Annotated in this window: 10 protein-coding genes; 4 read left to right on the top strand and 6 right to left on the bottom strand. The window is 38.3% G+C overall.

Annotated features, from left to right (window positions below; translation table 11 throughout):
* Positions 1-68 precede the first annotated feature (68 nt).
* A complete protein-coding gene (locus FRZ67_RS12805; protein WP_147189944.1) occupies positions 69-659 on the bottom strand; it encodes a TIGR04282 family arsenosugar biosynthesis glycosyltransferase in 591 nt (196 codons plus the stop codon).
* Between the two features lie 135 nt (positions 660-794).
* Between FRZ67_RS12805 and holA the strand changes: the two genes are divergently transcribed.
* Together holA and FRZ67_RS12795 are read left to right on the top strand one after the other, a co-directional pair.
* The gene (holA, locus tag FRZ67_RS12800; RefSeq protein ID WP_147189943.1) at positions 795-1,790 is read left to right on the top strand and encodes a DNA polymerase III subunit delta; all 996 of its coding nucleotides are present in this window, start codon (positions 795-797) and stop codon (positions 1,788-1,790) included.
* Between the two features lie 90 nt (positions 1,791-1,880).
* Entirely contained in the window at positions 1,881-2,429 is a 549-nt protein-coding gene (locus tag FRZ67_RS12795) for an FEKKY domain-containing protein (protein WP_147189942.1), read from the top strand.
* A gap of 193 nt (positions 2,430-2,622) precedes the next feature.
* Here the strand turns inward: FRZ67_RS12795 and FRZ67_RS12790 are convergent, their stop codons facing one another.
* The 4 genes from FRZ67_RS12790 to FRZ67_RS12775 all read right to left on the bottom strand — a co-directional run bounded on the left by FRZ67_RS12790 (position 2,623) and on the right by FRZ67_RS12775 (position 9,568).
* Positions 2,623-6,213, bottom strand: coding sequence for an efflux RND transporter permease subunit (locus tag FRZ67_RS12790; RefSeq protein ID WP_147189941.1), 3,591 nt, complete (start codon positions 6,211-6,213; stop codon positions 2,623-2,625).
* A 184-nt stretch (positions 6,214-6,397) separates the two neighbouring features.
* Positions 6,398-7,588 carry an efflux RND transporter periplasmic adaptor subunit gene (locus FRZ67_RS12785; RefSeq protein WP_225975331.1) on the bottom strand — a complete coding sequence of 397 codons (1,191 nt, stop codon included), beginning with the start codon at positions 7,586-7,588 and terminating at the stop codon, positions 6,398-6,400.
* Between the two features lie 7 nt (positions 7,589-7,595).
* Positions 7,596-8,942 carry a TolC family protein gene (locus FRZ67_RS12780; RefSeq protein WP_147189939.1) on the bottom strand — a complete coding sequence of 449 codons (1,347 nt, stop codon included), beginning with the start codon at positions 8,940-8,942 and terminating at the stop codon, positions 7,596-7,598.
* Positions 8,939-9,568 (bottom strand): TetR/AcrR family transcriptional regulator, encoded by a 630-nt coding sequence (locus FRZ67_RS12775; protein WP_147189938.1) that lies wholly within the window; start codon positions 9,566-9,568, stop codon positions 8,939-8,941. The genes FRZ67_RS12780 and FRZ67_RS12775 overlap by 4 nt, the downstream gene beginning before the upstream one ends.
* Positions 9,569-9,736: 168 nt before the next feature.
* Here FRZ67_RS12775 and FRZ67_RS12770 point away from each other — a divergent pair, with 168 nt between their 5' ends.
* Positions 9,737-10,378 (top strand): DUF502 domain-containing protein, encoded by a 642-nt coding sequence (locus FRZ67_RS12770; protein WP_147189937.1) that lies wholly within the window; start codon positions 9,737-9,739, stop codon positions 10,376-10,378.
* Positions 10,379-10,793: 415 nt separating this feature from the next.
* On the opposite strand, the gene FRZ67_RS12765 is transcribed toward FRZ67_RS12770, so the two are convergent.
* On the bottom strand, positions 10,794-11,798 hold the full coding sequence (locus FRZ67_RS12765; protein WP_147189936.1) for a beta-ketoacyl-ACP synthase III: 1,005 nt from the start codon (positions 11,796-11,798) through the stop codon (positions 10,794-10,796).
* 197 nt (positions 11,799-11,995) lie between these two features.
* On the opposite strand from FRZ67_RS12765, the gene paaZ reads away from it, so the two are divergent.
* On the top strand, positions 11,996-14,044 hold the full coding sequence (gene paaZ / locus FRZ67_RS12760) for a phenylacetic acid degradation bifunctional protein PaaZ (RefSeq protein ID WP_147189935.1): 2,049 nt from the start codon (positions 11,996-11,998) through the stop codon (positions 14,042-14,044).
* Positions 14,045-14,061: the final 17 nt, after the last annotated feature.

The raw sequence follows: 14,061 nt of genomic DNA, 5'->3' as shown, positions 1-14,061 counted from the left end.
TAGCAACTATTTAACTTTTGTTGCGTTGCACTCTTATACGTTCAAACATTATTCAGCTACATGGCTTTTTATTGCCTGTGTTTAAAAAGATATTTCTCTTTTTCTTCTTCCACGTCATTCAGCACTTGCTGCAAGTGATAAGTTAACCGCAGTTGTGCAATATCATCAAGTGTTTGCTGTAATAAGACCGGTGTATTCCATGCTTTATATTTAAACAACAATGGCTGCATTTTTTTCATACCAATTAAATAATATCCCCCTTCCTGTGCAGGCCCTATCACAACGTCATAATTATTCAGATGATCATAAGCATGTATAAGATGAGTAGTTTCTGTTTCTATACTGTCACTGCATATCATTACAACTTTTGAATAACCCATTCTAAAAACTGTTTCAAAAGCATGCATCATTATGTCTCCTCTTCCCCAGCCTCTCTGCATTCTTCTAAGATAAATACTCCTGTTCCATATATCATCATCCGAAGATTCATTTACAAAAAGAAACTTGTCTGCATCCAAATCAATAGTAATATGCCTGGTATGCATTAAAAGCTGACGACGCATGGCAAAGGACTCCTGTTCACTGATGAAATCAACCTTACCGGTCTTTACTGTACAGGGAACGGGATCATGTACCAATATGATCAATGCCGCTTTCATGCAATTATAAGAGTGCAGTTCGCAGATTTTCGCTGCATGTCTTAATCCTCAACGCAAAGTATTTACATCATTTTTAAGAATGAGATCGTTCTTTCATTTATTGTTCGCATGTAGGTGGGTAGTTATATTTGCAGCATGTCCGCAGAAAAGATCATCTCAGAGTGGAAAAAGAAAAATTTCAAATCGCTTTACTGGCTGGAAGGCGAAGAGCCTTATTACATAGATATGGTAATTAATTATGCGGAACACCATATTCTCAATGAAAGCGAAGCAGGCTTTAATCTTACTGTTTTTTATGGACGCGATGCTGACTGGGCATCTGTCGTAAATGCCTGCATGCGTTACCCCATGTTTGCCGAAAAACAAGTGGTATTGCTGAAAGAAGCGCAACAGATGAAAGATATTGAAAAGTTGGAAAATTATGTGAGCAGGCCTTTGGTCTCTACCATTTTTGTAGTAGGCTATAAAGACAAAAAATTAGATGCACGTACCAAATTTGCGAAGCTCATTAAAGAAAAGGGCGAAGTCGTTACTACCAAAAAGTTATACGATAATCAGCTTCCTGAATGGACGGGACAAATGATCGCATCGCATGGTTTAACCATTAACCCAAGAGCATTAGCATTATTGGTAGATCATATTGGTAATGATCTTAACCGCTTACAAAACGAAGTAGAAAAGCTTTCTGTAAATCTTGGCGCCAGGAAAAGTATTACAGAAGAAGACATTGAAAAATATATTGGCATCAGCAAAGAATTCAATGTATTTGAACTGCAGGATGCGATTGCGCAAAAGAATCTTGCAAAAGCTATACGCATCATTCAATACTTCGCTGCTAACCCTAAAGCAGCTCCCATACAATTATTACTGCCAACATTATATAGTTATTTCAGTAAAATATATTCTATCTATGGCATGGAAAATAAAAATGAACAGGCGCTGTTTGGAATATTCAGAAATAATTTTGCTGTAAAAGCGGCACAACTTTCTATGAATAATTACGGCTATGATGGTGTAGAAAAAATATTGCTTTTGCTGCATCAATACAATTTAAAAAGTATCGGTATTAACGACAGCGGTACGGAAGATGCTGACCTGATGAAAGAAATGGTTGTGAAGATAATGGCGTGAGCATGTAGTTAAGTATATAGCGTAAAGAAGTAAGTTGGCTGCGATTATTGTGGAAATTCAAAATCGCCGCATCTAATAGAAAAAGCTTTTATGCTTAAATCAGGTTTATTTCTTCTTGCCTTTTATTTACTTTCATGTGGCACCAATAGACAACAGCTAATAACATTTAGCGCCCTAGATGATACATCTCTGAAAATCTTCACGACAGGGATTCCAGATTTAGAAGCAATAACTCAAATGAACTTTCTCGCTAAAAGTTATGGATTTAAATACTCTCCAATTGGTTGCGTTGTGACAAAAACAACAATGGACAGTGTTCAAAAGGCAAATGATTCGGCTTACAAAATTTTGGAAAAAAGATTTGGTAAGGAATGGAAGACAAATTTCTATTCACAATTTGATACAATAAATCAAATAAGACAATACGCTGATAGCGTATTTATTTCGCAGGTCAAAAACAATGAGAAATACTTTTATTACTTAGTCATGCCTGACTCTATAAATAAACAATACAAGATAAAGTTATACAGCAAGGATTCGCTGAATTCGAAATCAGAACTAATAGTGCATTATATAATGACAATTACTTTAAAACAAAAACTAAAAGCTAATATTTATAAAATTGTAGAGAAATTATAACTGCAGACAACATGAGTAAAATATATAGTTGCCAGACAAAGAATATACGTTGCCTATAATTTGCTCAGTAATATTTCAAAAGTTGAAGTGAGTGACACAACAGGCGATGCTATGAAAAAATGCAGCTTGTAACAAAAGAAAAAGCCGTTCATTTAAAACATGAACGGCTTTGTTGTAAAAAAACTATTTTGTTTTAAAACCAACTTCCAATAAATGCTTCATTTACATTTTTATTATCCTTCAATTTTCTTGCACGTCTTTTCCTTTCAATCCTGTGATAAAGTGAAGTAACAATTACCATTGGTATAAATAGTAATGTTAGTGGCGGTATGCCCATAAAGCTTACCCATTTACCGCCATACATGCGGCGCATTGGTCTGCGCAAACGTTCTACAATTATATACATACTGGGCACCATGAACAACGTCATAAAAAATGCGAATGCAAGGCCAAAGATGATTGTCCATGAAAGCGGTTTCCAGAATGCTGCGCTATCTCCACCAAAGAAAATATGCGGGTTCAATTCTGAAAATAGTGTTATAAAATTTATATTGAACCCAATGCCCAATGGTATCAATGCAAGTATTGCTGCAAGTGCTGTAAGCAACACAGGAATGATACGTGTTTTACCTGCTTCTATAGCCGCTTCTCTTGTCTTCATGCCTCTTGCACGTAACTCATCTGTAAATTCAATTACAAGAATTCCATTCTTTACCACGATACCTGCAAGACCAACAATGCCAATACCCGTCATTACAGCACTTAATTCCATACCTGTAAGTGAGAAGCCCAGAATAACACCAATAATGCTGAATAATATTTCTGTAAGAATAATTATTGATTTACTTACAGAGTTAAACTGAATAACCAATACTAACAATATGATCAACATGGCTGCTACCATTGCCTTTTCAAGAAAGCTGAATGTTTCCTGTATCTGTTCGTTGGCGCCTGTTTGTTGTATACTAACATTATCAGGCTTCTGTGCGCCATACTGCTGTATAGCCGCTGCGATTTGCGTGTTTATTTCACTCTGTTTGCTCTGATATTCAGTAAGCAGGTTAGAACGCACAGTAATTACACGTTTGTAATTTTTGCGCTTAACACTGCCAAGTGTATTGGTATAGTCGAAATTTACCAACGATGCAATGGGAACATTTTTAACCGAGCCTGTTGCAAAATCGCGGAAGGTAATGGACATATTTAAAAGATCAGTAAGATCTCTACGTTGCAACTCATTATTGCGCAATTGAATTTTATATTCGTCTTTGCCATCTTTTATTTTGGAAACTTCTTTACCAAATAAAGCCGTTCTTATTTCTGTACCAACCTGTGCACTGCTCAGACCTTCACGCATACAACGCTCCCTGTCAACAGTAAGTGTTATTTCAGGATTACTGAGATCAACATCCATTTTTAATTCCTCTATGCCGGGAATCTGTAATGAATCAAGATAATATTTAAAGCTTGCAGCTGTTTTAGTAAGCACATCAAAATCATCACTGGAGATTTCTACGTTAACAGGTGGTTCTTCCGGTGGGCCGCCTTGTTCCTGGGCAACAGAAATTTCTGCACCGGGAATTCCTTTTATAGCATTGCGTATAGAATCAAGATAAGGTCTTGAACTTAATCCATTACGCTTGGAAAATTCTAAAAAGGAAACCTGTACGCGACCCCATTCAGGATGGACACTCTGGTCTCCGTTAAAAGGATCGCCTGCGCCCTTTGCCACATTGCTGATAACACTTTCAACAATTGGGTTTGTTTTGTTGTGCGCTTTGTCAATACCCAGCACCCTGTTTACTTTTGCTTCAATGGTATGTGTAACAGAATCTGTATAATCTACATCAGTACCTACAGGCAGTTTTAAATAAACATAGATCTGGTTGGGGTCAGCTTTTGGAAAAAGTCCCACAGGTGGGCTTACTATTGCGAAAAGTATCACAGAAAATATGAGTAACCCAAATACGCTTATCAATAAATATACAGGCCTCCATCCTTTCAAGGCCCAGCGAAGCAACGATTCGTAATGACCCATGATCCATGGCAATGCTTTTTTCTGAAAACTATGGATCGCACCTGCTAACACAAATCGATTGAAAAGCGATAAGATCACAAGCGTAAACAATAGATTGCCCCAAAAAGTCTGACCAGCTATATCAAGAATAAAAGCCAATACAACAGCTATCCATAATCCTGGTTTTTTGAATATGGCTGTTTTCGATTTTCCATCATGTTCTTCATGATTCATAAAGTCAACTGCAAAAACCGGATTCATAATAAACGCTACGATCAGCGATGCCACAAGTGTAAAAATGAGGATCGTTGGAATATATATCATGAACTTACCGATCAATCCCGGCCAGAATAGAAGAGGAAAAAATGGCGCAAGTGTGGTAACGGTTCCTGCCAGTACCGGAACAAATACCTCCCCGGCAGCCATCATTGCTGCTTTGTCAGATCGTAACAGCCCTTTCCCTTGAACAAAGATCCTATGCGTATTTTCAATTACCACAATGGCATCATCTACTATTATACCCAATGCAAACAGTAATGCAAACAACACCATGAAGTTTAGTGTTACATGCGTACCCACTATATAATCTGCTGCGGGCATAAACATAAATGCAACAAACACACTCAGCGGCACACTCAATGCTACAAAGAATGCATTTACCACGCCCATAAAAAACATCAGTATCACCAATACAAGTATAAACCCGATAACGATTGAATTAACCAGGTCATTCAAAGAAGTGCGTGTAGCATTACTCAGATCGCTGGTAACAATAACATCAAGCTTGGGCGGCAACTGAGATGCCTTCATACGCTCTACTACCTGCTTTACCTGGTCTGATGTTTCAATTAAGTTTTCTCCGGGCCTTTTTAAAATGCTAAGCGTAATAACAGAATTGCCATTCAGCCGCGCATAACTTTCGCTTTGCTTTATGGTATCTTTTATGGTAGCAATATCCCGTAAATAAATTGGGGAACTTCTTATATTATTTATAACAACCTGCTCTATATCGAAAGAAGTTTTAAATTGACCTTTCAATTGCAGGTTGCGTTTCATATTCCCTACCTGCAGCAAACCTCCTGATATATCTACATTCTCTCTTGCTACAGCATTGGCAATATCATCATAAGTAACACCAGCAGCCTGCATGCGTGGCCTGTCAACGTTTATCTGGAACTCTCTTTCAGGTGCACCTATTTCATCAACACGATTGATCTGCGAAATATTTTCCAAACTGTCTTTTACATCATCAGCATATTTTTTCAATTGCATCAGGTCAAAATTCCCGCTCACATTTACATACATGATCGGGAAATCAGAAGTACTGATCTCCAGTGCAGTTGGTTGCTGTGTAAGATCTGTGGGCAGATCCTGTTTAGATTTATCTACCGCATCTTTTACTTTCTGTAATGCCACATCTGTTTTTACATCGGTACTAAATTCAACTATTATCACAGAAAAATCCTGTTGCGATGTACTTGTAACCTTATTAATCTTTGCGCCGCTGATACTTTTGATCTGTTTTTCAATGGGCCTCGTTACAAGATTCTCTATGTCTTTAGGAGAGTTACCAACATAAATGGTTTGTACATAGATCTGCGGCTGCACTACATCAGGATATTGTTCTTTCGGCAATGATATAAACTGGTAAACACCTATAATGCTCACAATAAGCATTAGCAGGTATATAGAAGTTTTATTTTTTATACTCCACGTAGTGGGCTTAAACTGTTTAAACTTATCCGTAAAATTTTCTAATGCGCTCATAAAATGCTTTTGAAATATTTTGGTGTCATCTTTCTGTTCTTTGGTCATCGCCGGTTGTGTCACTCTCTTGTATGTTCGGAACAACTATCAACAGTCGACCGTCATCAGTCGACGGCTGTTATGCTGTACAAGAGTGCGACGCAACAGAAGCATCATAGATATTCTGCTGCAGGGTTCATAAAATTTATTTCGCTTCTATTGTTATTGGTTGTCCGTCAAATAAACCCTGGTAACCATCGGTAATTATTTTATCACCTTTTTCCAACCCACTTTTTATTTCTATAAAACTGCCATACAACTGACCGATCTCAATTGGTTTTTTCTTTGCTATCCATTTGCCGTTTTCGTTTACAGCAACCAATACAAATTTTCCTTTTTCATCTGTTTGTAAAGTATTAACAGGGATAGTGATAGCGTTGGTTGCAACATAATCCTGCAACTTAACGAGTGCAACCTGATTTGGCCTGAGATCCTTGTCTGACGGTAGTTTCGCGTCAACATAGAATGAGCGGCTGTTGGGATCAATGATCTTTCCTGAAACCGATGCAGCTGTATTATAAGTCTTATTGGCATCAGGCAATGAAACGATCATGTTCGTTCCGGTGTTTACACGATCTGCATAATTTTCAGGAACCTGCACACGTACTTTTAAATGCTCATTGTTTACAATTGCTATCTGTGGCGTTTGACCAACATAACCAGTAAAGAATTCTCCTACACGTACATTTACCTGCTCTGCAATACCTGATACATCTGCATAAATATTGGTCATGCTCCATTGTTCTTTTATGGTAGCAATCTGGTCGTTTAACTGATCTACATTTTGTTTGGCTTGTATCAACTGCAACTCTGTTCCTATCTGTTGATCCCACAGGTTTTTTTGGCGGCGATAGAGATCTTGTGCATAAGACAATTGTGTTTGCGCCTGCTGAAGATTTTTGAGATATACAGCATCATCCAGCTTTAATAACTGCTGTCCTTTACTTACATGATCTCCCTGCTTCACGAAAATCTGTTTTACCAAACCGCCTTGTCCGCGTGGAGAAACATAAGAAATATTGTCAGATGTTACTGTGCCCTGCAGATCTATATAGTGTGTGAATGTTCCTGTTTCAACAGAGTCTATTGCGACAAGTTTTGTTTTCTCTGTCTTTGCAGAAGATGGATCGAGTTTCGCAATATCTGCCTCAAGTCTGGTAATATCATCTCCTATTTTCTGTTGTTGTTTTTTCAGTTCTTCCAGTTGCGCTTTTTTAGCTGCAAGACCACCGTTATTCGTTGCATCACTTTTTGCACCGCATGATGCGAGAAAAAGTGCAGAACCAAATAAAACAATGTTTACGATCTTTTGCATATAGTTGTCTTTAAAATTCATTTTACAATTAGAGTTTACCCGTTGCTTTTAAATAATCTACTTTGGCTATAATTGCCGTGTACAAGGCGTTGATGTAATTGTTTTGAGCAATGCGAAGGTCCGTCTGGGCATTCGTTATTTCTGTTGTACTGCCTGTGCCTATTTCATATTTTTTCTTTGATTGCTCATATACTTTTTCAGCTAGCTCAATATTTTTTTTCTGGAAATCCAGCGTATTCACAGCATTCCTGAAATTGTTGGTAGCTTCTTCTACTTCTTTATCAATAGAGAGTTTAAGAAAATCTATCTGATCATTGGATTTCTGTACATCAAGCTTTGCCTTTTCAAGATTAGATTTTCTTGCAAAACCATCAAACAAAGAGAGGTTTAGGTTCAATCCAACATAAGCTGTGGTAAACCAATCTCCCTTGCCAAAAACATCGAACCTGGTACGTTGTGCGTTTTTACTGTAATCGCCATTCAATCTTAATGTAGGTAAAGCACTTAGTTTATATCTTTTTACATTAAACTCATTTAACCGTTTACCAAGTTCTGCATATTGATATTCCACCCTGCTCTTGTAATCATAAACGCCTTCATTTAGCAACCCTTCTTTTACTTTTTCATCAGAGATTGAATCGGTGAGTACGAGTGAATCTTTTACAGACATACCCATTAACAATTTCAATCCTAAGTATCCGTTTGCAATCTGGTTAAGTGCTGATTGTTTTTCTGTTTGCAGATTTGCCAATTGTACGCTTGCTTTGTCTACATCAATCTTTTCTGCAAAACCATTTTTAAAAAGTTCATTGGCATCGTGTTCCAGTTTTGTAAGACGCTCTATGTTTGCATCTATTTGTGCAATCTGTGTGTTGCTGGCTACAAGCTGGTAATAAACCTTATAAATGTTTGATTTCACATTTTCAAGAACTACATCAATGTTCTTTGTGTAAAAATCCACCGCTGTTTTTCTTGCCTGCAAGCCAACAAAAACCTGTCCGTCAAAAACTACCTGCTGTAGTGTAAGTGCTGCATTTGCGTTATACTGTGTACCAAATTTCACAGGAATAAAAGTGCCCGCCGGCTGCCCGAAAAATTCACCGGGCAATAGGTTCGTCGGTATTTTTAAATAATCAGTAAGGCTTCCGCTTGCTGCTACATTTGGTAATGCCGCAGAAGTAATGCCCCTGTTTGTTTGCACCTGTTCTTTAAGATCTGTGATGGCGTTTTTTACCTGTACATTATTTTTCGCAGCAAAATCAACGCATTGCTTTACAGAAAATGTATGTATGGTGTCGTTTTGCTTTTGATCCTGTGCCTGCGTCTTAACTGAAAGCACAAACAGGCCAATAATAAATCCCTTTCTCCAATTCATATTGCTAATGATTTATTTTTTTGTCTTTGCTGTATATTTTTCTCAATCAGTTTTTTACCCTTTGCCGTAGCTATGCCATGCATATAAAGAAAATATATTTCGTTGGAAACCTGCAGCAGGTTGTATTTACCAAAAGGAAAAGTCTCCTGGCTAAATGCTACAAAGGAGCTTTCGAGCCTGAATCTTGCAATAATATCAATATCAAAATCATTGCGGTACAGTTCTTCCTGTATACCTCTCTGCAGGTTCTTTTTTATAATATCAAGCAGAAAAGTGTGCTTATGCTTTTTAAATTTTTCAAAGGTTTTTGGATAGAATTTTTCCAGGTCGAAAATGATCTGTGGATTCATACTGTCCATCACTTTTTCCATAGAATCCATATCCTTGAAAATTTCATCAATAGCGTTGTCTGATTCCCGCATTTGTTTCATGCATTCATCATGCATGTAATTCATTTCTTTCTGCATTACCGCTTCAACCAGACTGTCTTTATCTTCAAAGAACTGGTAAACAGTCTTCTTGCTTATGCCAAGCTGACCGGCAATCTCATCCATTGTTACAGACCTGAACCCATAACGCATAAAGAGTTCTTTTGCCTTTTGTTGTATTCTTTCTTTCATTTCCATATTCACTTAATAATTGCGGCCGCAAAACTATGGAAACTTTTTTTGTAATTCAAGTTTCCTTGAAATTATTTTTATTCCGCTGTATAAATGGTTATATGATTTGATTAATGGAAAAACAACTACACCTCTGCCGAATAATCGTTTACTTTATCATTAAATTATCCGCTTATGTCTGACTGGAAACACCGCGTATCAGATTCCTTCCACTGGAAAAAACTGCTGCAATATTTTTTCCAGGGGCTTATTATAATTGCACCATTGGGCATAACTATTTACGCTGTATGGTGGCTGTTTACTACTGTCGATAATATACTTCCCAATATCATCCACTCACTATTTCCGCAACTGCTTGGCACAGATGGAGAAGGTGAACTAAAAAGAATCCCCGGTCTTGGTTTCATCGTTGCTATCCTTATTGTATTATTCGTAGGACGGGTATCTTCTTCCTTTGTTATGAGCAGGCTGGTTGATCTGCTGGATGGTTTACTGGAACGTACCCCAGGTATAAAATTTATTTATAAATCGGTAAAAGATTTTCTTGAAGCGTTTACCGGCAACAAAAGAAAGTTTGATAAACCCGTACTGGCAAATGTTGATGGCGCCGATATCTGGCGTCTTGGTTTTATTACGCAGGAAAGCGCTGCCAACTTTCAGATGGCCGAATACTCTGTTGTTTATATTCCTTTGTCGTATGCACTTACCGGTGTAATGTATTTTGTACCCAAAGAAAAAATAAAAATACTTGATCACATCAGTTCTGCAGAAGCAATGAAGTTTGCGGTATCAGGCGGAGTATCTGAAGTGGATTGATTTTTTTGTTACAAGCTGCATCACTTTGGTCATCGCCTGTTGTGTCACTCACTTGTGCGTACCGTTTTTAATTCTGCAACCAAAAGTACCCATAAGGGACGGTTACACAGCCTTTAAGCAAGAATTTGAGCAAGCTTTTAATGACAGAAAAAGTTATAACGAAAAATAGGTCATGCAAAAAATGACAGACCAAACGTTACACCAATTTTTGTTTTTCTGACGCAACACGGCTACGTGCAGTGAGCTTTGGTAATAGTGAAAGTTACTTGTACAAACGAATTAAAAATTCTTTATACGCTAAAATAAAAGCCAAAAAAAATTCCAAACGTACAAGTGAGTGACACAACAACCGACGCCATAAAATACAAAAGCCGGTAACCAAAAAATTACCGGCTTTATTTGTTTCAATTTAAATTTATGCAGGATCGTAAGCCCATTTCAATAGCGTGGCGCCCCAGGTAAAGCCGCCGCCAAAAGAAACAAGAATAATATTATCTCCTTTCTTTAAACGTGGTTCCCACTCCCACAAACACAAAGGAATTGTTCCGGCAATAGTGTTGCCAAATTTCTCAATGTTCAGCATTACCTTTTCCATAGGCATGCCTACTTCTTTTGCAACCGCTTCAATGATGCGCAGGTTAGCCTGGTGCGGCACCACCCATGCAATATCATCAGGAGTTAGATTGTTGCGATGCATAACTGTAGTAATTGATTCGCTCATGCAGGTTACGGCATATTTAAATACCGCTTTGCCATCCATATAAGCAAAATGTTCACGTGCTTCTACGGTTTCATGTGTGGCAGGTTTTAAAGAACCGCCTGCTTTCTGGTTCATCAACTGGCGGCCATAACCATTGCTTCCAAATTTGCTGTCGATAACGCCAAGCCCTTCTGTATTGGGTTCCACCAATACCGCTGCACCACCATCGCCAAAGAGTATGCATGTATTGCGATCCTGGTAATCAACAAAAGCACTCATATTATCTACACCAACAACAATTATCTTTTTATAACGGCCACTTTCGATATAGCTGGCTGCAGTAGTAAGTCCGAAGATAAAACCGCAACATGCTGCTGTAAAATCGTACCCCCATGCGTTCTCTGCACCAATTTTCCAGGCAATATAAGCTGCAGTTACCGTGAGCTGCATATCTGGTGTCATGGTGCAGCATATGATACATTCGATCTCTTTTGGATCAAGATTTTTCTTTCGCAACACTTCATTGATCGCTTCAATAGCAAGATCACTGGTTGCTTTTTCCGGGTCTTTTAAAATGCGGCGTTCTTTGATGCCGGTACGGGTAACGATCCAGTCATTACTGGTAGCTACGAGCTGCTCCAGTTCCTGGTTGGTTAAACGATAATCGGGTACATATCCACCAATGGCAGTAATAGCGGCGGTAAGCTTTTGGTCAGGCATAGTTGGGATTATTTTTAGTAAAACGCATTTTCTAAATGTTTCATTATAGGTCTTAGCAGGTTTACCTTAAAATAGTGAAGATACCAGAAGAATTTCCCTGCATTAATCAGTAAAACTGCGGCCGCAAGATACAACCGAAAAAGTTATAGCTGGCCAATCCTGCCATTTGTTAGCTTTGCTGACGAAAATTTAAAGCCATGCAAAAACTGGGAAATTATGTAACAGGCAAATGGATTAACGGAGATGGTGATGGGCAAGCATTATACAATGCAGTAACAGGAGAAACAATAGCAGCCGCTTCTACAAAGGGATTGGATTTTAAATCTGTGCTTGAGTATGGAAGAAATGTTGGCTCACCGGTTTTGCGCGGCATGACCTTTCAACAAAGGGGCGCTATGCTTAAATTGCTCGCTTTACATCTACGCAATCATTTGGAAAAATTTTATACCATCAGTTATCAAACCGGTGCAACTAAAGCAGATAGCTGGGTTGATATTGAAGGCGGCATCGGAAATCTTTTTGCCAACGCCTCTTTGCGCCGCAAATTCCCTGATGAAAGTTTTTGTTTGGACGGTGAAGGTCACAACTTAAGTAAAAACAATACTTTCATGGGGCATCATTTGCTTGTACCAAAAGAGGGTGTGGCTATTCATATCAATGCTTTTAATTTTCCGGTGTGGGGCATGCTGGAAAAAATTGCGGTGAATTTATTGGCAGGTATGCCTGCTGTGGTGAAACCAGCAACCGTAACTTCTTTTCTTACCGAATCAGTGGTAAAAGAAATTATTGCATCAAATATTTTACCTGAAGGGGCATTACAATTAATCTGTGGTTCCGCAGGTGATCTTCTGGATCATGTAACATCCCAGGATGTAATAACTTTCACAGGCTCTGCATCAACAGGATTAATGTTGAAAAGTAATACAAACATTATGCGTGAAAATGTTCCATTCAATATGGAAGCGGATTCTTTGAATTGCATTGTGCTTGGAGAAGATGTAACGCCTTCAATGCCTGAGTGGGATATTTTTATAAAAGAAGTGCGCAAAGAAATGACCACGAAAGCGGGGCAAAAATGTACTGCTATCCGTAGAATATTTGTTCCTGCAAACAAACTGGAAGATGTACATATTGCATTGGGCAAAGCATTGGCACAAACAACCATCGGCAACCCATTGAATGAAAAAGTAAAAATGGGTTCGCTTGCCGGGCAAGGTCAAAAAGAAGAAGTAAAAGCTCAGGTGCAAAAATTATTGGCTTCGTCACAAATTATTTATGGCTCATTGGATAGTGTTGAAGTTATTGACGCAGATGCAAACAAAGGTGCTTTTATAAGTCCGCTATTATTACTGAATGAAAATCCATTGCGTACAACGGAATCGCATGAAGTGGAAGCATTTGGCCCCGTCTCTACCCTAATGCCATACAGTTCAATAGATGAAGCCATTCATCTTTCAAAGATGGGTAAAGGCTCTTTGTGTTCATCAATAGTTACAGCAAATGATAGCATTGCGAAAAAATATGTATTAGGTGCAGCATCACATCATGGAAGAATTTTGGTATTGAATAATGATTGTGCAAAAGAAAGTACCGGTCATGGCTCGCCGCTGCCATTGCTGGTGCATGGCGGACCCGGCAGGGCAGGGGGCGGTGAAGAAATGGGTGGTGTGCGTGGCGTAAAACATTATATGCAACGTGTAGCTATTCAAGGTTCGCCAACAACTATTACTGCTATCTCAAATGTTTATCAACCCAATGCAAAAGGCATAACAGATAACATTCATCCTTTCAGAAAATATTTTGAAGATGTAAGAATTGGTGAGCAAATTATTTCAGGAAAAAGAACAATCACTGATGCAGATATAAAAGCATTTGCCAATCTCAGCTGGGATCATTTTTATGCGCATACAGATCATACTTCACTTGCAGGAACATTGTTTGAAAAACCTGTTGCGCATGGCTATCTTATCATGAGTGCTGCTGCGGGTTTGTTTGTAGAGAACAGCGCAAAATGCCCGGTATTGTTGAATTACGGCATTGATGAGTTGCGTTTTACAAAACCCGTGTATGCTGACACAACCATATATGTACGCTTTACATGCAAAGAAAAAATTGCGCAGGAATTAAAAGATGAAAATGATATTACAAAAGGCATTGTTAAATGGTATGTTGAAATGTTTGACAGCAATGATGAACATATTGGCATTGCAACAATTCTTACAATGGTGAAGAAAAAAGAAAAGTAATTTTATTTCCCATCTTC

The sequence above is a fragment of the Panacibacter ginsenosidivorans genome, from assembly GCF_007971225.1.
Lineage (GTDB): Bacteria > Bacteroidota > Bacteroidia > Chitinophagales > Chitinophagaceae > Panacibacter > Panacibacter ginsenosidivorans.
Note: the sequence above shows the minus strand (reverse complement) of the source record. Positions and strands in the feature narration are given on the sequence as shown.